The 20,858-nt window shown below is 31.9% G+C and carries 19 protein-coding genes; 8 read left to right on the forward strand and 11 right to left on the reverse strand.

The window, feature by feature from the left end; genetic code table 11:
• Positions 1–29: 29 nt before the first annotated feature.
• From rffA to ABIN61_03025, 5 genes are read right to left on the reverse strand one after another with little or no spacing between them, the layout of a single operon-like run.
• Complete coding sequence (rffA, locus tag ABIN61_03005; GenBank protein ID MEO0293175.1) at positions 30–1,172, reverse strand: dTDP-4-amino-4,6-dideoxygalactose transaminase; 1,143 nt, start codon at positions 1,170–1,172, stop codon at positions 30–32.
• The gene (locus ABIN61_03010) at positions 1,159–2,103 is read right to left on the reverse strand and encodes a lysylphosphatidylglycerol synthase transmembrane domain-containing protein (protein MEO0293176.1); all 945 of its coding nucleotides are present in this window, start codon (positions 2,101–2,103) and stop codon (positions 1,159–1,161) included. Before ABIN61_03010 ends, rffA begins: the two co-directional genes overlap by 14 nt.
• Positions 2,090–3,256 carry a sulfotransferase domain-containing protein gene (locus ABIN61_03015; GenBank protein MEO0293177.1) on the reverse strand — a complete coding sequence of 389 codons (1,167 nt, stop codon included), beginning with the start codon at positions 3,254–3,256 and terminating at the stop codon, positions 2,090–2,092. The genes ABIN61_03010 and ABIN61_03015 overlap by 14 nt, the downstream gene beginning before the upstream one ends.
• Positions 3,234–4,172 (reverse strand): glycosyltransferase family 2 protein, encoded by a 939-nt coding sequence (locus ABIN61_03020; protein MEO0293178.1) that lies wholly within the window; start codon positions 4,170–4,172, stop codon positions 3,234–3,236. Before ABIN61_03020 ends, ABIN61_03015 begins: the two co-directional genes overlap by 23 nt.
• Position 4,173: 1 nt before the next feature.
• Positions 4,174–4,872, reverse strand: a complete 699-nt coding sequence (locus tag ABIN61_03025; protein ID MEO0293179.1) for a WbqC family protein — start codon at positions 4,870–4,872, stop codon at positions 4,174–4,176.
• Positions 4,873–5,173: 301 nt separating this feature from the next.
• Between ABIN61_03025 and ABIN61_03030 the strand changes: the two genes are divergently transcribed.
• The 8 genes from ABIN61_03030 to ABIN61_03065 all read left to right on the forward strand — a co-directional run bounded on the left by ABIN61_03030 (position 5,174) and on the right by ABIN61_03065 (position 14,114).
• Complete coding sequence (locus ABIN61_03030; GenBank protein ID MEO0293180.1) at positions 5,174–6,430, forward strand: 3-isopropylmalate dehydratase large subunit; 1,257 nt, start codon at positions 5,174–5,176, stop codon at positions 6,428–6,430.
• Positions 6,427–6,936, forward strand: a complete 510-nt coding sequence (locus ABIN61_03035) for a 3-isopropylmalate dehydratase small subunit (GenBank protein ID MEO0293181.1) — start codon at positions 6,427–6,429, stop codon at positions 6,934–6,936. The genes ABIN61_03030 and ABIN61_03035 overlap by 4 nt, the downstream gene beginning before the upstream one ends.
• A gap of 14 nt (positions 6,937–6,950) precedes the next feature.
• Positions 6,951–8,276 (forward strand): isocitrate dehydrogenase (NADP(+)), encoded by a 1,326-nt coding sequence (icd, locus tag ABIN61_03040; protein ID MEO0293182.1) that lies wholly within the window; start codon positions 6,951–6,953, stop codon positions 8,274–8,276.
• A complete protein-coding gene (sppA, locus tag ABIN61_03045; GenBank protein MEO0293183.1) occupies positions 8,276–10,504 on the forward strand; it encodes a signal peptide peptidase SppA in 2,229 nt (742 codons plus the stop codon). Before icd ends, sppA begins: the two co-directional genes overlap by 1 nt.
• A gap of 78 nt (positions 10,505–10,582) precedes the next feature.
• Positions 10,583–12,637, forward strand: a complete 2,055-nt coding sequence (locus tag ABIN61_03050; protein MEO0293184.1) for a response regulator — start codon at positions 10,583–10,585, stop codon at positions 12,635–12,637.
• 3 nt (positions 12,638–12,640) lie between these two features.
• Positions 12,641–12,946, forward strand: a complete 306-nt coding sequence (locus tag ABIN61_03055; GenBank protein MEO0293185.1) for an Hpt domain-containing protein — start codon at positions 12,641–12,643, stop codon at positions 12,944–12,946.
• Entirely contained in the window at positions 12,943–13,644 is a 702-nt protein-coding gene (locus ABIN61_03060; GenBank protein ID MEO0293186.1) for a YjjG family noncanonical pyrimidine nucleotidase, read from the forward strand. The genes ABIN61_03055 and ABIN61_03060 overlap by 4 nt, the downstream gene beginning before the upstream one ends.
• A complete protein-coding gene (locus ABIN61_03065) occupies positions 13,638–14,114 on the forward strand; it encodes a metallophosphoesterase (protein MEO0293187.1) in 477 nt (158 codons plus the stop codon). The genes ABIN61_03060 and ABIN61_03065 overlap by 7 nt, the downstream gene beginning before the upstream one ends.
• Before the next feature lie 418 nt (positions 14,115–14,532).
• On the opposite strand, the gene ABIN61_03070 is transcribed toward ABIN61_03065, so the two are convergent.
• Genes ABIN61_03070 through ABIN61_03095 form a run of 6 tightly spaced genes read right to left on the reverse strand, consistent with a single transcriptional unit; the run spans position 14,533 to position 20,803 of the window.
• On the reverse strand, positions 14,533–16,605 hold the full coding sequence (locus tag ABIN61_03070) for a hypothetical protein (GenBank protein MEO0293188.1): 2,073 nt from the start codon (positions 16,603–16,605) through the stop codon (positions 14,533–14,535).
• Between the two features lie 5 nt (positions 16,606–16,610).
• Positions 16,611–18,314: a hypothetical protein gene (locus ABIN61_03075; protein MEO0293189.1), complete on the reverse strand. Its 1,704-nt coding sequence runs from the start codon at positions 18,312–18,314 to the stop codon at positions 16,611–16,613.
• A gap of 2 nt (positions 18,315–18,316) precedes the next feature.
• Positions 18,317–18,934 (reverse strand): DUF4159 domain-containing protein, encoded by a 618-nt coding sequence (locus ABIN61_03080; protein MEO0293190.1) that lies wholly within the window; start codon positions 18,932–18,934, stop codon positions 18,317–18,319.
• Positions 18,935–18,940: 6 nt separating this feature from the next.
• Positions 18,941–19,846, reverse strand: coding sequence for a site-specific tyrosine recombinase XerD (xerD, locus tag ABIN61_03085; GenBank protein MEO0293191.1), 906 nt, complete (start codon positions 19,844–19,846; stop codon positions 18,941–18,943).
• Positions 19,813–20,421, reverse strand: a complete 609-nt coding sequence (locus ABIN61_03090) for a hypothetical protein (GenBank protein MEO0293192.1) — start codon at positions 20,419–20,421, stop codon at positions 19,813–19,815. The genes xerD and ABIN61_03090 overlap by 34 nt, the downstream gene beginning before the upstream one ends.
• Entirely contained in the window at positions 20,369–20,803 is a 435-nt protein-coding gene (locus ABIN61_03095) for a hypothetical protein (GenBank protein ID MEO0293193.1), read from the reverse strand. Before ABIN61_03095 ends, ABIN61_03090 begins: the two co-directional genes overlap by 53 nt.
• Between the last annotated feature and the right edge of the window lie 55 nt (positions 20,804–20,858).

Here is a 20,858-nt window from a genome sequence, read left to right on the forward strand (position 1 = left end):
ACAAAATTGTCAAGATTTCAATAAAAACGTTAAATTCTAAATTCAGAAATAGCTTTACAAACCTCTCTTAGCTCCCAAATTTCCATCGTATTATAAAAAGGAAGTCTAAGAAGACGATCACTTACATCCTCAGTAACCGGTAAATCACCCTTCCTATAACCAAATCTCCTTCCCATAGGAGAAAGATGAAGGGGCTGATAATGAAATACACTTAAGATACCATTCTTTTTTAAATGAGAAATTAATTTATTTCTAATTTCATAAGAAGGAAGTAAAATATAAAATAAATGGTAAGATTGGTCACAATAAGAAGGGACGAAAGGTATCTTAACTCCATTTGAGATAGCCCAATCTGATAAATTTTCTTTATAAAAATTCCATATTTGTTTTCTTTTTTCTTGTATAAATTTCCTTTTCTCTAATTGGCCAAAGAGAAATGCTGCAAGTATATCTGAAAGAACATAGCTTGAGCCAATATCTTTCCAGGTATACTTATCCACTTCCCCTCTAAAAAATTTAGCTCTATCTGTTCCCTTTTCTCTAACAATCTCGGCTCTCTCTATAAATTTCTTATCATTTATTATTAAAGCCCCCCCCTCTCCACAGGAAAAATTTTTTGTTTCATGAAAACTCAAAGCACCGAAGGTGCCAAAAGAACCCAAAAACCTACCTTTATACTTACCAAGAAATCCATGAGCGTTATCCTCAACAATATAAATACTGTATTTCCTAGCTAGCTTACATATCAAATCCATCTCACACCCAACACCTCCATAATGAACAGGAACTATTACTTTTGTCCTTTCCGTTATTAAAAATTCGAGTTTTTTCTCATCCAAGTTCAAAGTGTCTGGCCTTATATCAACAAAAACAGGTTTGGCTCCTCGCAAAAGGAAAGCGTTTGCGGTAGAAACAAAAGTAAAAGAGGGAAGTATAACTTCGTCCCCCGGTTTAATCTGAAGTAAAATAGCTGCTATCTCAAGAGCATGGGTGCAAGAAGTTGTTAGTAAAACTTTTGAAACATCCAAAATATTCTCTAATAATTCTTCACACTTCTTCCCATAAAATCCGTCTCCTCCTGTATACTTATTTTCCTCTATAGCTTTTCTCACATACTCAAGTTCTCTTCCCAAAATACCAGGCTGGTTAAAAGGAATTTTATGTTTTCCCATTTTTTCTCCTCCTGAAATATTCTCTGACTTCGAATAAACCTCCAACAATTCCCACAAAAATTTTATTAAGGTAGATAAGAAAAGAAAAAGTTATCCCTTCTGTTAAAGGAACTTCAAATTTGGAAAGAAGAAAGGCTAAGCTTCCTTCTCGCACACCAAGACCTCCAATAGAAATAGGCAAAATCGTTAGGAAATAGACCAAAGGCATTACCCCCCAAAAAACAATTAGAGATAAATTTATATTTATTGCCTTTGCCAATAAAAAAGAAACAAAAATATCCACACCTTGAAAAAGAGTAGAAAGGGCTAAAACAAAAACAAGAACTTTCCATCTAAGAGAGAAAAACGCTTTTAAGATCCTATCAATAAAACAAAAAATTTTATTCTTAGAGTTTTTAATACTTTTGAAATGAATTATTAAAATTAATAGAATAAAAATAAAAAGAAGAAAACTTATTGCAAGTAATATTCTTTTAAAAAAAAGAGTAAAAGATAATCTTTTTAAAAGAAAAAAATAACTAAAGAATAGAAAGAAGAATAGAGAAATCACACCTAAAAGGCGTTCCAAGAAAACAACCCCAGTAGCTATACTTAATTCACATCTTGTCTCAAAGCAACTTATCCCAATTCTTATAAAGTCTCCTCCGATAATTCCTGGTAGAAAAATGTTATAAAAATTCCCACTTAGGTAGCCTTTGTATGCTTGAAGAATTGAAAAATTAATTTTATTCTCCTTAAAAATTAAATGCCACCTTAAAGCTCCAAAAAAAATCCCCCAAAAACATAAAAGAAATGCAATAATAAAATAAATTTTATCCAGATTCTTAATTATCAAAAAAGTCTTCCTCCAATCAACAAGAAAAACAAGATAGGAAATTAACCCCGAACTAATAATCAATCTACAAAAAACTAAAATTTTACTTTTTCTCATTTGACAAAGACCTATACTTAAGATAGGCACTTTCAAATAAAAACCATCTTCGCGCTTCTTCATTAGAAATAGGAGTTGCTTGAATTAACTTATCATACCGTTCTATTTCTTCCTTTACATTAATAGAAGAATAATCAAGTCCGTCAGAAAATTTCCTATGAGTTATTTGGAATGGTTCTTTAAAAGAGTAGAGAACTTTATCATCAAAATCTTTTATTTGGCTTAATTTATAACCAAGATATTTCATCTCAGGCAAACAACAACTTTCAATATAAGCAACAACGTCCCTTGACAAAAAATCCTTATATTTTCCAATAGAGTCTTTTGAAATAAAGTTTTGAGTCTTAAAGGAAGAATTACCCCTCCATTCCCTACCATACTGATCCTTAATTTCTTCTTTCAAAATATTGAAAGGAAATTCTTCAATTCCCAAAAAGGAAGCAATTTTATTCAAAATTTCTAAAGGTCTTTTAACCAAATCCTCATATTTAATCCACATAAAATTACTTAATCTCTCACATTCAATAGCAAAAGCTACACTTTTTCTCCACAATCTCAAGTTATATAAAATTGGTCTTATCTCTCCAGCTAAATTACCTCTCTTTTGAAAATTTAGAGAAGTTATCATATCTCTTGGGTCTCTTAATATAATTATAATCTTAACTTTCTTAGATAATAAATAAGGAACATATTCCTCACATAAAATTTCTTTACTTCCCACGTAAGAAACCCCTTCTCTAAAAAAAATCTCAAGAATGAATTCATTCAGCTGTGTATATAGTTCAAAAAATTTACCCGGATTAAAACGATCCCGGAAACCTAAAATTTCTGGAGTCCAAAGGCCTATTCTGTACTCTTCTAATCTCTTAAAAATCTCTAATAAATCTAATTGAGAAAAAACTCTTCTTTCAAGAAAAGCATAAAAGTCTTCTAATTTGTAGGAATTTTCCAAAAAGAGATGCCCAAGAGGATAACGTCTTTTAATAGAAATACTTTCGTAGAACTTTTCCTTGGCATAAAAATAAAGAACGGGAAAAGGCTGGGAAGCAACAACTATTTTTTTATGAGAATGTAAAAGCTTCTCTAAAAGAGTGGTTCCAGATCTATAACAACCTGTAACAAAAATGATTTTAGGAATTATTTTTTGATTCATTGTGTTCATAAATTTCTTTTATAATTGTATAAGGCCTTTCCTTTGTCTCCAAAAAAATCTCTGCAAGATAAATACCTATAATTCCAATACAAAGAAGAACTAATCCTCCTAAAAGCCAAATTGATACAATTAAAGAAGGCCAACCTTTTAAATAAACCTTAAAGAAAATTCTCCGAATAATGAGATATAAAGCAGAAATAGTTGAAATCGAAGAAACTAAAAACCCAAGGTAGAATATAAAAACAAGAGGTCTATTACTAAAAGAAGTTATAGCATTTACAAATAAGGAAATCCTTTCCCAAATTGTGTAGGAAGTCTTGCCTCTTGAATGTTTATCTACTTGAATTGATGCTTGTTTGAATCCTGTAATTGCTATAAGTCCTGCGAGATATGGAACTTTATCTTTATGTTTAATAAGACTTCCCAAAAATCTTCTATTCATCATTCTTGCACTGACAGGATTTTCCGGGACAGAATAACTGGAAAGCAAATTAAAAAGTCTATAAAATAAATAACCTGTTAACCTCCTAAAAATACTTCCTGTACGTTTTTTTTGCACTCCATATAAAAGGTCAAAATCTCCTTCTTTAAATCTTTTATAAAAAACCCCTAATAGCTCAGGATCTTCTTCCAAATCACAATCTATCATAAAAACTATTTCTCCCTTAGAATGTTCTAAACCTGTGATAAAAGCTTTATGATGACCAAAGTTTCTTGAAAGGTTGATTATCTTTACTTTGGGATCCTTTTCATATAAAGATTTTGCAATTAGCAAAGATGTATCCGGTGAACCATCATTTACAAAGATTATTTCATAATCCTTCGTTATTTTCTCAACTTCTTTTTTGATCCTATTATAAAACTCTTCTATATATTCCTCTGATTTATACAAAGTTGTTATTATTGAAATTTCCATATCAAAAACTCTTCATATATTTTGGAGCTTCTTCTCCGACATTAAAAATCAAATCAATAATACTCACATAATGTTCAAACGGAGGGAAAAGCTGCTCATACTCTGGATATCCCGAATAATCCACATACGTAAGTTTTATCTTTTCGGATGCAAAAAGTTCCTCTTTAATATAAGCTTTAGCTGAAGGACCAGAGAAATATTCATTTGCCCCAGATTGCTTACACAAATCGATAAGCTTCTCTGTGCTATCTTTACTATAAATCTTGTAATCCATAGACCAGCTAATCTTCGTTCCTATATTCAAAATCTTACAAATGAGTTTAATGAATTTGTAATTAATCTCGCTCAGATACTTATCGGTTATATTTAAATATGTTTCTTCAAAAATTTCCTTATATTCTTTAAAAAACTTAGCTTTAGGATAAGCGAAAGAAGAGATCGTTTTCCAGTGTTCTTTATTCCAAATTTCACTTGCTACTTCTGTATCTTTTATTTTCTGCTTATATCTTCCTTTTGTCTTTACTGGTATTGTCAACCACAATAGACCAGCTGGAGTCTTAATCCTATTCCTATTTCTCCAATCTCTTTTAGTATATTGAGCATCATCATACAAAATAAACTCGTCCACCATATTGATAATATCAAAATATCCTTTCCACGGAATATAACTTGATTGAATAATTGCAACTTTTTTATTCATTGAAAATGATTTCGTTATTTATTATAAAATTTCCCTTCAACTTATTAGGTTTAATCTTCTCCTTAACAAAATCTCTTCCTCTTAAATTGAAGTAAAAATCTTTAAAATTTATATAATTTCTCTTTTTTTCTAATACTAAGAATAGCATGTTATATTCTGAAAATAAAAAACATAGTAAATTTTGTCAAGAGCTTAGAAAATTTCTGGTTCTAAACCAAATTTTTCTATCTTTAATTCAAAAAGGGGGTTGCAGAAAAACAGAATATATATAAAATTCATAGAGTTAAAAGAGAGGTGAAAATTGGGAAAAACAATCTCGGAAAAAATCATTTCTGAACACTCAGGACGAGATGTTAAAGCCGGAGAACTTGTGGTGGCAAAAGTGGATATAGTTATGGCACAAGATGGGACTGCTCCCCTTTCAATTCAAGAAATTCAAAAAATGAATCTTGAAAGAGTTTTTGATAAAAGAAATTCTATTCTCTTTATAGATCACGCTTCTCCAAGTCCAAGAAAAGAACTATCAAATTCACAAAAAATTATTAGAGAATTTGCAAAAAAAACAGGGGCATTTCTCTCTGATGTTGGAGAAGGAGTATGTCATCAGAGACTTATTGAAGATTGGGTAAATCCTGGAGATCTTGTTGTAGGTGCGGATTCTCACACCTGCACATCTGGAGCCCTTGGAGCTTTCTCTACCGGAATGGGATCCACAGACATCGCACTTGCTTTTGCCTTAGGAAAAGTTTGGCTTCGAGTTCCAGAAACCTATAGATTTATCATAGAGGGAAAACTACCTGAAGGTGTTTTTTCTAAAGATATAATTCTCCACATAATAAAGGAAATTGGAGCAGATGGAGCCACATACAAAGCTATGGAATTTGAAGGAGATACAATAGAAGGCCTAACGATGTCCGAGAGATTTGTATTAACTAATATGGCTGTAGAAGCTGGGGCTAAAACAGGATTGATTCCAACAGATACTATTACAAAAGAATATCTCATAAAAAGAGGTAGAGGGGATAAATTCAAAGAAATTCATTCTGATTCTGGAGCAAATTTCGAAAAAACCTTTAGGATAAAAGTCAACGAGCTTGAACCCAAAATAGCTTTACCTCATAGCGTGGATAATGTAAAAGGTATTTCTGAAATTGGAGAGGTAAAAATAGATGAGGTTTTTATAGGAACCTGCACAAATGGAAGACTTGAAGATCTAAGGGTAGCGGCTTCCATCTTAAAAGGAAGAAGGAAACATCCAGATTTGAGGTTAATAATTATCCCTGCTTCAAGAGAAGTCTTCTTAGATGCATTAAGAGAAGGACTTATTGAGATTTTTTTAGAAGCAGGAGCAGCTATTGAATCTCCTGGTTGCGGTCCTTGTGTAGGAATTCATAAGGGAATCCTTGGAGATGGGGAAAAAGTTTTTTCTACTCAGAATAGAAATTTTCTTGGAAGAATGGGTAATCCTCAAGGATTCATTTACCTTGGTTCCCCTGCCACCGCAGCAGCAACAGCTATAGAGGGAAAAATCGCCGATCCAAGGAGGTATTTAAGATGATTCAAAAAATTATGGGAAAGGTCTGGAAATTTGGAGATAATATTTCTACGGACCACATAACACCCGGAAGATATTTCCACCTCAGAAGCGACCTTAACGAACTCGCAAAGCATGTCTTAGAAGATGCAGATCCTTCTTTTGCTTCAAAGGTAAAACCTGGGGACATAATTGTAGCAGGGAAAAATTTCGGCCTTGGGTCTTCAAGAGAACATGCTCCAAGAGTATTAAAAATATCTGGAATTTCCTGTATTATTGCAAAATCTTTTGCCAGAATTTTTTACCGTAACTCATTCAATATAGGATTACCCCTACTCATCTCCGCCGAGGTTGATAAAATTAACTCAGGTGATCTTCTTGAAATTGATCTTGAGAAAGGCGAAATTTTAAATACAACAAAGGGAGAAACTTATATCTCTTCTCCCCTACCTACTTTTATGAGAAGATTGATTGAAGACGGTGGAATAGAAGAACACATCAAAAAATATGGTGATTTTAAAGTAGAATAACTTGGAGAGTACGAATGATACAATTTGAGAAACTTAATTTTCCAGAAAAAGGAGAAAGAATAGAAAATAAAGACGGTAAAATCCTCACTCCTAAAAATCCAATAATTCCTTTTATAGAAGGTGACGGTATTGGTCCTGAGATAATGAAAGCTTCTATCTTAGTGTGGAATGAAGCTGTAAAACTTGCATACAATTCAGAGAGAAAAATAGAATGGTTTGAAATATTTGCAGGAGAAAAAGCCTTAGAAAAATATGGAGAACCTCTGCCTCAAGATACATTAAAAGCAATAAAATATTTTAGTCTTGCGATAAAAGGACCTCTTACAACCCCAGTAGGAGGAGGATGGAGAAGCTTAAATGTTTCATTACGTCAGATTCTTGATCTATATGCTTGTGTTAGACCCGTAAGATACTACCGGGGAGTGCCATCACCTGTAAGAAATCCTGAAAAAATGGATATTGTAATTTTTAGAGAAAACACTGAAGATGTGTATTCAGGAATAGAATGGAAACAGGGCAGTCAAGAGGCAAAAAAAGTCATTGACTTCTTAAATAAAGAAATGGGGACAAGTCTTGAATATGACGCAGGAATAGGAGTTAAACCTATAAGTATTTCAAAAACAAAAAGACTTGTGAGAAAGGCAATTCAGTATGCTATATTAAACAATAGAAAAAGTGTAACCCTTGTTCATAAAGGAAATATAATGAAATTCACTGAAGGTGCATTTAGAGAGTGGGGTTATGAAGTTGCCTTAGAAGAGTTCAGAGACAAAATTATAACAGAAGAAGAACTCTGGGATGAGGTAAAAGAAGAAGATGGAGTTACTCCAATAAAAAAAGAAGGATTCTTTAAAGATTTAAGGGGAGGAAAAGAAGCAGGGAATCCTGGGGAAAGAATAGTGATAAAAGATAGAATTGCAGACCAGATGTTTATGCAAATCTTAACGAGAACCGAAGATTATGATGTTATCGCTCTCCCAAATTTGAATGGGGATTATCTCTCAGATGCAGCAGCTGCAGTAGTAGGAGGTCTTGGTATAGCTCCTGGAGCAAATATTGGCGATAATGTTGCTCTTTTTGAACCAACTCATGGTTCGGCTCCAAAATATAAGGGTCTCAACAAAGTTAATCCCAGCTCCTTAATTCTTTCTGGGGTTATGATGCTTAGATATATTGGATGGAAAGAAGCAGGAGATTTAATTGAAAAGAGCCTTGAAAAAACCTTTATGGATAAGAAAGTAACTTATGACCTTGCAAGACAATTGGAGGGAGTAAACCCATTAACAACTTCAGAATTTGCAGAAGCAATAATTGAAAGAATGGAAAAGGGAGGAAATTAATGTTATTTTTAATCTTATTTTCATATATAAGTTTCCCAATAGCCACTGTAGAACGATCCCGAGCTCTTTATTCAAATCCAGCAGGTTTATCAATCCACTCTTGTCCTGAGATATCCATAAGAAGTGACGAATTCTGGACTTCGATAAGTATTCCTTTTCTGGGCTTTGCTGGAGGAATTCGTTTTATAAACGATTCCCTTGAATTTATGACAGGGGTAAGCCCATTTCACTATAAAGACAAATTTTCTATTGGATATATGTACTCTTCATGGGATAATAAATATACCTTAGGATTTATAGGAAGACCTATAAAATGGGTCTCAACAGGATTAACTACAAATTTCCCAAGTAAATCAGGTTATGATTTTAATTTTGGAATTTCTATTATGCCAGGATGGGATAGATTAATCTTATCTTCTGACTTTTTTGTTGACAGGGGGCCAGAAAAAACTAAATATTACCTTCAAAATCTTACAGGAAGCTTAGAAGTCTTAGAAGGGATAAAAATTAATTTTTCTCTTTTACCATTTAATAACAACTTAAGAAAAGGAAAAATTTATGGGGGCTTGGAATTTTCATTTGGCAATTTACTTTTAGGAGGCTCTAAGGGTGACAAAAAAAGTGAAGGAATCTTAACAGCTTCTTTAGTGCCTTATCCCACTTTGCTTAAAGAAAAACCTCATTCCATAATGATAGAAATTGAGGGGGATTATCCTGAAGTTCCAGCGCCACGAAACTTATTAGGAGAAGAACACTCCTTTCTTAACCTATTAGAACTCCTTGAATATGTAAGTAAAACCAAAAATATTGATAGTGTGGTTGTTTACATAAAACCAAATTCTCTAGGTCTTGCTCAAGTTGAAGAAGTGAGATCTCAACTCCTAAAGATCGCAAAAGAAAAATTCTTAATTGCGCATTCTGATTTTCTATATTTCAAAGATTTATATTTAGCTTCTGCGGCAGATTTTATCTCTCTTTCTCCTCCAGGTATGGTTTATTTTCCTGGAATTTACCTTTCGAAGCTTTACATAAAAGGTGCTTTAGAAAAATTAGGAATAGAAGCGGAAGTAAGTGAAGTAGGGAAATATAAGTCAGCTGGAGAGATGTTTAAAAGAGAAAAAATGAGCGAATACGATAGAGAACAATTACAAAAATTTCTTGATGATCTTATAGAAGTAGTTACAAAAGAAATTGCGGAGTCAAGAAAAATAGACCAGAATAAGATAAAGAATCTTATGGATTCTCTTGGAGCCTTTACACCTCAAATGGCAAAAAAAGAAGGAATAATAGATACCATAGCTTACTTCGATGAAATAAAAAAGTTTATAGGAATTAAAGGTGATGGAAAGCTATGGAGAGGGAAAAGAATTCCAAGAGAGTTTGTGACAACAGACATACCAAAAATAGCAGTTTTAGCCCTTGAAGGTTCTATCATTGTAGGGAAAAGTTCTCGTTCACCGATAGATTTCCCTATTTTTGAAAACTCTACAATAGGTTCAGAGACAGTATCAAAGGAACTGGAAGGATTAAGAAAAGATCGCTCAGTAAAAGCTGTGGTTATAAGAATAAATTCTGGAGGAGGAAGTTCTATTGCCTCTGATTTAATATATAGAGAAATTTTAAGGTTAAAAGAGAAGAAACCCGTAATAATCTCATTAGGAAATATAGCAGCTTCTGGAGGCTATTATATAGCTGCACCTGGGACAAAAATACTGGCTGATAAAACAACTCTAACAGGCTCTATCGGAGTTTGGGGAGCAAAATTTGTCACAGAAGGTTTCTATAACAAACTTGGAATTACCCGCGATGTCGTAAAATGGGGTAAACATGCGGATGCTCTTAGTGACCAAAGACCTTTTTCTTACTACGAAAAAAAGATGTTTGAAAAAATGTTAGACCATATATATAACAAATTCATAGAAGTAGTTTCTACTTCAAGAAACATTCCTCTCGAAAAAGTAGATTCCATTGGGGGAGGTAGAATTTGGAGTGGTTTATCTGCCAAAGAAATTTCTCTTATTGATGAATATGGTGGTCTTCTCGACGCAATTAAGGTTGCGGAAAAAGAAGCTGGAGTTAGAAATTATAAAATAATTCTTCTTCCAAAACCCTTAAAGTTCTTTGAAAGACTTTTCGGTCTTGAAGAAATCTCTTTCTTGCCAATAATAAAAATGATAGAAGAACCCTACCTTTACTTTGAGCCCACTCGGATTAACCTCGGAGAGTAAAATAATTTAATTACCTCTTTACTTTTTGATTTTCTTATATAATTTATATAGAAGGTTTTATTTTCTTAAGATCTTATTATGAAAGATTTTAAAGAAAAAAATTCAAAAATTTTAATAAATACTTCCTTAGAAGAGAACCTATTTAAGAGTTTTATGAGAAGTACTCCACTCCCTACATACTTTAAAGACAAAGAAGGTCACTACCTTTTTGTTAGCGAATCATTCATAAAGCAAAAAGGATTTCTTACAATATCTTCTCCAGAAGAAATAGTAGGTAAAACAGACTTTGATATTTATCCTGAGTATTTTGCCAAAAAAGCACAAGAAGACGAGATTCAAATAATAAAAACAAAAAAAAGTTTTATTAAAGAAGAAGAACTAAATACACCAAAAGGAAAGCTACATTTACTAATTACGAAAGCTCCTCTTATAGATGAAAAAGGGAATATTATCGGAATAATGGGAATCCATGAAGACATAACTGAAAACAAACTTGCAAAAGAAGAATTAATTAAAGCTCAAAAAGAAGCAGAAAAAGCTTCTCTTGCAAAAAGCACATTTTTAGCAATTATGAGCCATGAAATTCGCACTCCTTTAAATGCAATAATAGGAATGAGCGAAATCTTAGAAAATACAATTCTTTCAAAAGAACAAAGAGATTATCTTAAAATTCTAAGAGAAGCTGGTGAAACCTTACTTTCAATAATTAATGACGTCCTCGACATTTCTAAAATTGAATGTGGGGATATGGAAATTGAAAAAACCGAATTTGAACTACCTAGACTTGTAGAGAAGGTTTGCGATATCTTGGCAATCAAAGCACATTCTAAGGGATTAGAACTAATAGACCATATAAGTCCAAATGTTCCTGTAAGACTCATTGGAGATCCATTCCGACTTCGTCAAATTCTTGTGAATCTTATTGGGAACTCAATCAAATTTACAGAAAAGGGAGAAGTTGTTCTAAGCATAAAACTCGCAGAAAATAAAAGACGTAAAAAAGGAAAAAGCGTTCCCCTTTTATTTTCTGTAAAAGATACAGGAATTGGAATACCAAAAGATAAACAAGAAATAATTTTTGAAAGCTTCAAACAAGTTGATTCCTCTACAACTCGAAAGTTTGGAGGAACAGGATTAGGCCTAAGTATATCAAAACGGCTTGTGGAATTAATGGGTGGAAATCTATGGGTGCAAAGTGAAGAGGGAAAAGGAAGTGAATTCTCTTTCACTATAGAATTTGGAATACCAAAAAAGAAAAAAGTCCAAACCTTCATTGAACCAGAGGAAGTAGACATAAGAGGGATTTCAACCTTAATTGTAGATGACAATGCTACAAATAGACTTATCTTAAAAGAAATTCTAACAGCATGGGCTGCAGAGGTAGTAGAGGCAGAAGGAGGAGAAGAAGCAATCTCAATTATAAAATCAGCAAGAGAAAAAGGTAAGCATTTTCGGTTAATCTTACTTGATAGGAGGATGCCAAGAGTTGATGGATTTAAAGTTGCAGAATTTATAAGAGAAGACAAAAAAAGCGAAGAAACTACCACAATAATGATGCTCACCTCGGATTATAGAATCTCAGACTTAAATATGATAGATAAATTAGGAATTAGCTGCTATCTTGTAAAACCAATCAAAAGAGATGAACTAAAAAACGCTATTCTTACTACCCTTGGTTTATGGAAAGCGAAAAAAATAAGGGAGAAACCAGAAAAATTAGAAGTAACCGACCTTCCCCCTATGAAGATCTTGCTTGCAGAAGACACAGAAGACAATCGTTTACTACTAAAAGCGTTTTTAAAGGAATCTAAGGTAGAGTTGGATATAGCAGAAAATGGTAAAATTGCTTTTGAGAAATTTAAGAAGAATGTTTACGATTTAGTTCTTATGGATATGCAAATGCCTGTTATGGATGGATATACAGCAACCAAGAAAATAAGAACCTGGGAAAAAAGAAATGGAATAAAAGAAACTCCAATAATTGCTCTTACAGCATATGCATTAAAAGGAGACGCTGAAAAAAGCCTGGATGCTGGATGCAACACTCATATTTCAAAACCAGTAAGAATGGAAACTCTTCTTAGAGTTTTACACGAATTTGCTAATAAATTAGGTCTATACCAAAGGAGATAAGTTATGAACGAAACAGAAAAGATTATAATTAAAGTAGATCCTGAGATAAAAGACCTCATCCCAGGATTTCTTCAAAATAGACAAAGAGACATAAATAATATAGAATCTCTTTTAAAAGAGGAAAATTTCGAAGAAATTGAAAGAATTGGACATAGTATGAAGGGCTCAGGAGGAGGTTATGGCTTTACCGGTATATCTGAAATAGGAAGGTTTATAGAAATGGCAGCAAAAGAAAAAGATATTCAAAAAATAAAAAAGGGAATAGAGGATTTGAAAGATTATTTAAATAGAATTGAACTTGTAGAATGAAATATGAGCTTATCCTTTTTGATCTTGATGGAACCCTTCTTGATTACGAAAAAGCGGAAGAATATGCATTAAAAAAAAGTATGGAATTCTTCAAAATCAATTTCTCTCCAGAATTATTTTTAAATGAATATAGAAAAATCAATAAAGATTTATGGGAAAAATACGAAAAAAACGAAATATCTATCAAAAAATTAAAATTCGAAAGATTCAATCTTTTGTTTAATAGACTTAAGATAAAACAAAACACAAGAGCTTTTAGTAAAATTTACTTACATTTTATCTCAAATGCTTCTTTTACAATAGAAGGAGCAAAAGAAATTCTCTCTCATCTGTTTGGGAAATACAAAATTGTATTAATAACCAATGGAATTCACTTTGTCCAGCAAAAAAGAGTGAATAAATCTCCTCTAAAAGATTATTTTAATTTATTAGTAAGCTCAGAAAAAGTGGGAATTCCAAAACCAAATCCTATTTTTTTTGATTACATCTTTAAAAAAATAAGACATAAAGAAAAGAAAACAACCTTAATTGTAGGAGATTCTTTGTTTAGTGATATTAAAGGGGCAATTGACTTTGGAGTTGACTCATGCTGGTTCAATCCTCATCAAATTAAAAATAAAGAAAAAATAAAACCTACTTATGAAATAACAGAATTAAAACAGTTAAGGGAAATAATTGATAGGGGGGAAAAATGTTAATAGGAATTTTTTCAGATACTCATGATAATATAAATAGAATAAAAGAAGCAGTAAGAATTTTGAAAGAAAAAGAAATTAAAAATCTCATTCATCTTGGAGATTATTGCTCTCCTTTTTCAATACCTTTACTTGAAATCGAAAAAATCTACGCAATATTTGGTAATAATGATGGAGATAAATTAATGCTACAAAAAAGAGCAAATGAATGCGGCTTCCAAATCGTTCAAGGACCCACAAATTTAATAATCGAAGGGAAGAATATAGCAATAATGCATGAACCATATCAATTAGAAGCCTTAAGAAAAAGCAACTCTTACGATGTAATTCTCTATGGACACACTCATGAAGTAACCATAAAAGAGAATCCCCTTACTATAAATCCTGGCGAATTATGTGGTTATCTTTCTGGCAGGTCAACTTTTGTAATCCTTGATTTATCTTCTCTCAAATACGAAATTATAGAAATTTAGAATATGGTGGTCTAATTGCTCCTCCCAAAACTTAAGGCTTTTTAGGAACTACAACTTTAACCTGTGTAAGCGAAATTTTGAAGGAACCAATGAAAATTAAGTTATCTAGCTACCCTCTAATAATTCAACTATTTCTATTATTTACGCTATTCCTGAAAGAAGCTCTGTAAACTTAAATCTTTACAACTTGCTTAGAGAGAAGATAAAAAGCCTTGTTAAGGATATAAAAAGTAGAGGAACATATTTTGTATAGTTTAACACATCCGATCTCTCAAACGGCGTATATATTCTTGAATTTATAACAAGAAACAAACGCTTATCAAAACAGCTAATAATCTTGAAATAATATAGAAAATAATAATCACTTTACTCAATTTTAGAGCTTAGTCTCATTTTAATGTTATTTTGCTTTCTCTCACTAAGCAAACAAATATCCAAAGATACAAATTCCTAAAGAAAGAAGAAGTGTAGGAATTATGCCTATTACAGGTAAAAAAATAAAAGAGAAAAGAAAAGCTCCAATGCATCCTCCTATAAGATCTAAAGCATAAACTAAAGGTGCAGGAGCTCTTACACCCTTTTTTTCAAAAATTACTCCTGCATTTGTATAAGTCCAACCCACAACCATCCCAGCAGAAAAACTTATAATAGGTATTAAAACCAGAATAGAGGGCATAAAAAACTCTATTTCAATTAAAAGATACTGAAAAGAAAGTAAAATTGAAAGAAAAAGAAACGGTTTTTTTAACTTATCTTCAAGCTTTAATCTCTCAGAAAGATAGGTTCCAATCCCAATTCCAAACATAAAAGAACCTGTTATAAGCCCAACAAGATAGTATAAATTTCCATATTTAATCTGGAGAATTAAAACGCAAAAATAAGAAATCCCAAAGGAAAAAGCCCCTATTATAGAAACCCGAAAACCTGTCTTCTTTAAAAGAATAGGAATTGGAATAAAAAAAAGAATAAAAATAAATGGGGTATCAAAAAGATTCTTTAAAATTTTTAATCTTTGATTCTGCTTTTCAAGATGAAGAAGAAGAGAAAGAAGAAAAGCTTTTGGTCTATTATCTGTATTAAATCCAATGAAATTGTTATTTAATTTTTTTTCAATTTCCCGAATCCGCAGAGGAGGTAAAGAAGACAAAATTATGTACTCATCCAAATAAAAAAGCCCTAACTTTTTTACCTTTTCTTTAATTCTCTTTTCCTCATAGTAAAGAGGACTTTTTGAGAAAACCAATCTTAAGGTTAAGCCAGGAATAAAGTAATAATAAGGGAAATAAGATTTATAAGTCCAAAAGATAAGAGAATTATAATCTAAAACGCTCTCACTTAAGTAGTCCTCTCCGGAAGAAATTAGAAAACTTACAACACCATCCTCTTCCATTCTATTTGAAAGAAGCTTGGCAAATTCAAAAGTATAAAAACGATTACCCGATATTGAAAGAGGATCACCCATTCCCAAAAAAATTCCGTCAAACTTTTCTGAGGTATTTTTTAGAAAAAGTCTAGGATCAGAAGCTATAAAATTTACCCTTCGTAGGAGCTCTTTATTTAAATATTTACTCAAAAAATCTATGATTTTAGTATCTGGATAAACTATCGTAATTTCTTTATATTTAGAAAGCTGTTTAATAACTTCGGGACTTGGTAATCCTAAGTAAAGGATATTTTCTTTTTCAGAAGGAGAAAGTAAAATAGGTAAATGAATAAATTCGGCTGTGAGCTCATCTGGAAAAGTATAAGAAAGAACCCCATTTGAGAAAAAAGAAATTTGATCATCCTTTTGTAATTCAATATATCTTCCGTATTTTGTTTCAATTATCTCCCTAACCTTAAAACCAAAATAAAACTTTTCGGTGGTTCTTTTTAAAGTTCCTTCAATTCCCGTAAAAGCGAAAAATAAAAGAAAAATCAAAAAAAGGGGAATAAATCTCCTCCCTTTCAGTAATATAACCGGAATTAGAAAAAGAGCACTTACAAGAATAAGTTTTCTTGTTGGAGAAAAAGATAAAACAAAAACATAAGAAAAAATGATTCCTCCTAAAAGATCTCCAATTGCAGCAAAAATATAAGGTCTTGTTATACCTCTTAGTTCACCTTGAGCTAATCGAGAAATTTTCTTCTGTCCTAAAGCAAATATAAGACCGAAACCCAAATATAGAGGCATAAGGAGAAATAAAATCTTAATAAGAAGAAAATAACTAAGTATTTCCCCCGATTTAACACCTAAAAGAGTGGGTAAAAAACGGAGTAAAAATATAGAAAAAGGAAAATATAAAGAAAGAAATAAAAAGCTGAGGTAAAGCTTTTCTTCATTTATCTTCCTTCCTAAAAGAGCCCCAATTCCACCTCCAAAAAGCCAAAAAGAGATAACCAAACCATAAGTTAATTCATTTCCATGAAATATCATATAAATTTCCCTTATTATTATATTCTGGGTAAGGACAGAAAGAAAACCAGAGAGAAAAATAAAAAATAAAAACAAAGGAATCACCTCCTCATTACCCTTGAGATGATCCCTTCAATTTCCTCTCTCTCAATAGGCTTTCCTTCCTTAGAAATAAGAGCAATTAAAATGTTTTTATCTTCCAATTCTATTCTTGAAAGGGTTAAATTAAATTTCATAGAAAATTTAAGCAACTTACTCGCAATAATTTTTTCCTTTGAAGAAATAAATATCATTATTGTGCCATTTTGAATAGTTAAGACATCATACAAGATCTTAAAAGGCTGAGAAGCGCTAAGAAGTTTATAAATTGCTCTCATAATTTTTGAAAGCTCAGAACTTGGAGTGCTTATTCTCCAAAAATCTTCCAAAGAATAATAAATTTTCTCTATTTGCTTTTCTGGAACGTCTGGGAAATCTTTTATAAGAGCTTCCACCTTTTCTGCATCCATTTCTCTCATTCCTTCATCAAAATCACGAATTTTTCCAAGATTCTTAATTAAGACTTCCTTTATTTTTTGATATAGTTCAGAAACTGCTTCAAATTCATCAAGTTCAGCTTTTACGTCAAATATAAGTAAACCTGCATTTGCTTGCTGTCTCAGTTGATGAGAAGAAAGAAGCGTTAAACCCTTTATTTTATTAAATTCAGCTATTATTTTCCTACTTTTTCTCTCTGCATCTTCTTTTTCAATAACTATTAAAATCTTAAATTCAAGGAAAAACTCTGTTGAATTTGTAAGAGAAAAATAAACCTGTGGAATTTTACTCTTCTCAAACTCTGTGATTAGGCGAGGAATTATAGCTCTTAAATAATGCTCTAACCCTACAGGAGTTTCTTTCCCCTTCCTATGTATTTTCTCTAAAACTCTTTTTATCTTATTATAAGAAGAAGGAGGATAAGCTTTACCTTCTTTATTTGTTATTTCTATTCTCGCTATGAGAATTCCTTCTGGGGTTACAAATTCTTTATTATAAACAATTCTTGAATCAGGTAAGACAAACGAAATTGAATCAAGTATTGCTTTTAAATGTATATCTTTCTCGTATACTCCTACTGTGATACCAGTAAGATTCTCTTTAACTGTTTTTAAATTTTTTATATAAACCTGGATCTTCCCATTTGTTCTCTTCACCTCTTTTTGAGCCTTGTAATTCATAATTATTTGTTCCGCTAAATCTTCTGGTCGTCGTTCTGTAATGTAAGCCTTTGTCCGAGAAGCAAAGAACTTAAAAGCTTCTCCTTCTGGAGCTAAAAGTTCATTCACAAAATCTTCTTTACAGCTTTTCTTTATTATATTTGTAACCTTAGAGTAAACCTCAAGCCTCTTTGCTTCTATTGACAAAAGAGCTTCCTTTGCTTTGGTCCCCACACCTATACTAAAAATATTCTCAATTATTTCTTTCTTGTCTTTTTGAAATCTTTTTAACTCATTTTCGTCTCTTATCTCTACTACAATTATTATAATCCCTAATTTCTCTCCATTCACTTCCAATATAAAACCAGACTCATAAGAAACATTCCAACCCTTCTCATGAATAGCGCCAAGAATAGCTGTGGAAAAACCAGGCCAATCTTTACCTATCACCCCCATTGAGAAACAAAAAGGATAAGAAGGTTCTAAAGGGATATTTTTAGTAAAAATTTTAATAAAAGAAGGAGATTTTATCCATTTATTGACCAAATTTCTTATAATTTTATCTTCTTCCTCTTTGGGAAAGAAGTTCTTAATTTTTAAATTATTCATCTTTAATGAGTCATTGCATAAATATATATATTTATACCCATTTTAAAAGCTTTTTCTCTGAGTTCAGGTGGATCTTTATAAACATAAGGGGAAGCCCAACCATCCGAAATATTACTGTTATATGTATAAAATAAAGCAAGCCTCCCATCCAAAAATAATCCATAGCCTAAGGGAGCTCCTTTATAATGCTCATGGATCTTCGGTAAGCCTTCTGGCAATTTATAGAAAATATTGTAAATTTCGTGATCCTGAGGAAGTTGGACTAAATTATGCTCTGGAAAAGCTTTTCTTATCTCCTCTCGAAAAAACTCATCCATTCCATAGTCATCATCCACGTAAATGAAACCCCCATTCCATAAATATTTTCTAAGATTTTCCAGTTCTTTCTTAGAAAGATTTATCTTCCCATGTCCTGTTAAAAAGAGAAATGGATATGAATATATTTCAGGATCATCTAATGAAAGCACAATTTCTTCCTCCGGAAGTTTAATCTTGGTTCTATTATTTATTTCTTTTGCAAGATTTAGGATAATGTCTGGATCGTTATACCAATCTCCACCCGAATATTTAACTCTCACAATCGGAGGATTAACAAGAGAAATAAGAATTAGAAAAATCATATAATATTATCCTCTTGGGTGATAGGAAGAGAGAATATCTCTTAGATAATTTCTATCAACATGAGTATATATTTGGGTTGTAGATATATCTGAATGTCCTAAGAGAATCTGAACTGTTCTCAAACTCGCACCTCTTTCAAGTAGATGAGTCGCAAAGGAATGTCGAAGAGTGTGCGGAGTTACATCTTTTTTTATCCCACTTTTCAAAAGATAGCGATTAAATATCTTCCATAGCCCCATTCTTGAAATTTTGTCACCTCTTTTAGTTAGAAAAAGAAACGAGGAATTCTTTTGGTCTAGAGTTGGTCTTTCTTCATTTATATATCTAATCAGAGCTTCCTTCGCTTTATTCCCAAGAGGGACTATTCTCTCTTTACCACCTTTTCCTCTAACTCTTATAAAATCCTCTTTTAAAAATAAATCTTCTTTCCTCAAATTGAGAAGTTCGGAAACTCGTAAACCACATCCATAAAGCAATTCTAAAATTGCCTGATCTCTTAAGGAATATTTTCCACCGCTTTTTGCGCTTTCTATTAAAGATTCTACTTCATCAATTGATAAAAACTTAGGTAATCTCCTTTCTAACTTAGGAGATTTAACTTCATTCATTGGAGTTGTCTCAATTAACCCTTCTCCAACCCAAAAGAGAAAAAACATCCTTAAAGAAGAAAGTTTTCTTGCAATAGTAGTGGTTGACTTTTTCCCTTTCTCTAAGTATTCAATATAAGCTTGAATATCCTCTTTATTTATATCCTTAATTGGTTTCTTAGCAAATTCCATAAAAAAAATAACATCTCCCTTATAACTCTCTACAGTGTTTTTTGATAATCCTCTTTCAACCTGTAGATAATGAACGAATTCCTCTATGGAATCTTTATCTATTCCTTCACAATGTATGAGAGGAGTTCCCATACTATAGAATCTGGCATTATTACTCTTTTTATGAGACCCACATTTGGTGCAAACCATTCGTATTGAAGGAGAGTATCTTCATCTTCAATTACTTTCCTCCTCATTTGATAAACATTATTATACTTTGTGTTATTTAAAATAACATCAGTGCTTTTAACTGAATCTATCGAAATATATAAGTATTTCCTTACTGTATCTCCTTTATAGGTAGTAAAAAATGTAAATTCTCTTTCCCAATTTTCTCCTTCAATTGGAGGTAAAAAAAGATATGGTTCGTATACTTTTCCAAAATAAATTTTATCTCCCTCATAAGTTTTTACCAAATCTCTCACTTTATTAACTATTCCTTTCTTCCTCTCAAAGTATTGAAGATCGCCCCCTACATCTACTCCGAATAAATTTTCTCTATCTTCTATTACCTCAACTACAACCTGATAATTTTCTTCTTTAACCTTATAAATCCACTTATTCCCTTCTTTTAAAGGGAAATAATCAGCTGTCATTCTTATAGAAAAAGGATTTTCACAACTCAAAACCAAGACCAAGATCAAGAAAATCCACATCCATCTTGCCATTAAAAACCTCTCTTAAAGAAAAACCAATCTGCAGACAGGGTTTCTCCTTCGGAAAAGAATAAAAGAAACGAACCAAGATAATTGGGAAAAGACCCTTTTCCAAACCACTTTCCCTACTTCTTTCACTTTTTACAATACCCATTTCGGGGAAAAATCCAAACCTTTCTTTAAAAAAGAACTCTTTTCCTAAAGCTATTCCAAATATTTCTACTTTATAATTTGCCCCATTATAAAAAGAAGCTATAAAATCATAGTTAATTTTATATTCCCCTCCAACCATTAAAGAAAAACCAGAAGGAAGATCAAAAGAAGTAACACCCATAGGCATAGAAGAACTCACAAAAAGGTTAAACTCTATAATAAATAGAATTATGTTATTCATAATTAATTAATATTAAAGAACTATTTGATTTTGTCAACTCTAAAAAAAGTGCCTT

Source organism: candidate division WOR-3 bacterium (assembly GCA_039804165.1).
Classification (GTDB): Bacteria; Hydrothermota; UBA3072; order UBA3072; family UBA3072; genus JAFGHJ01.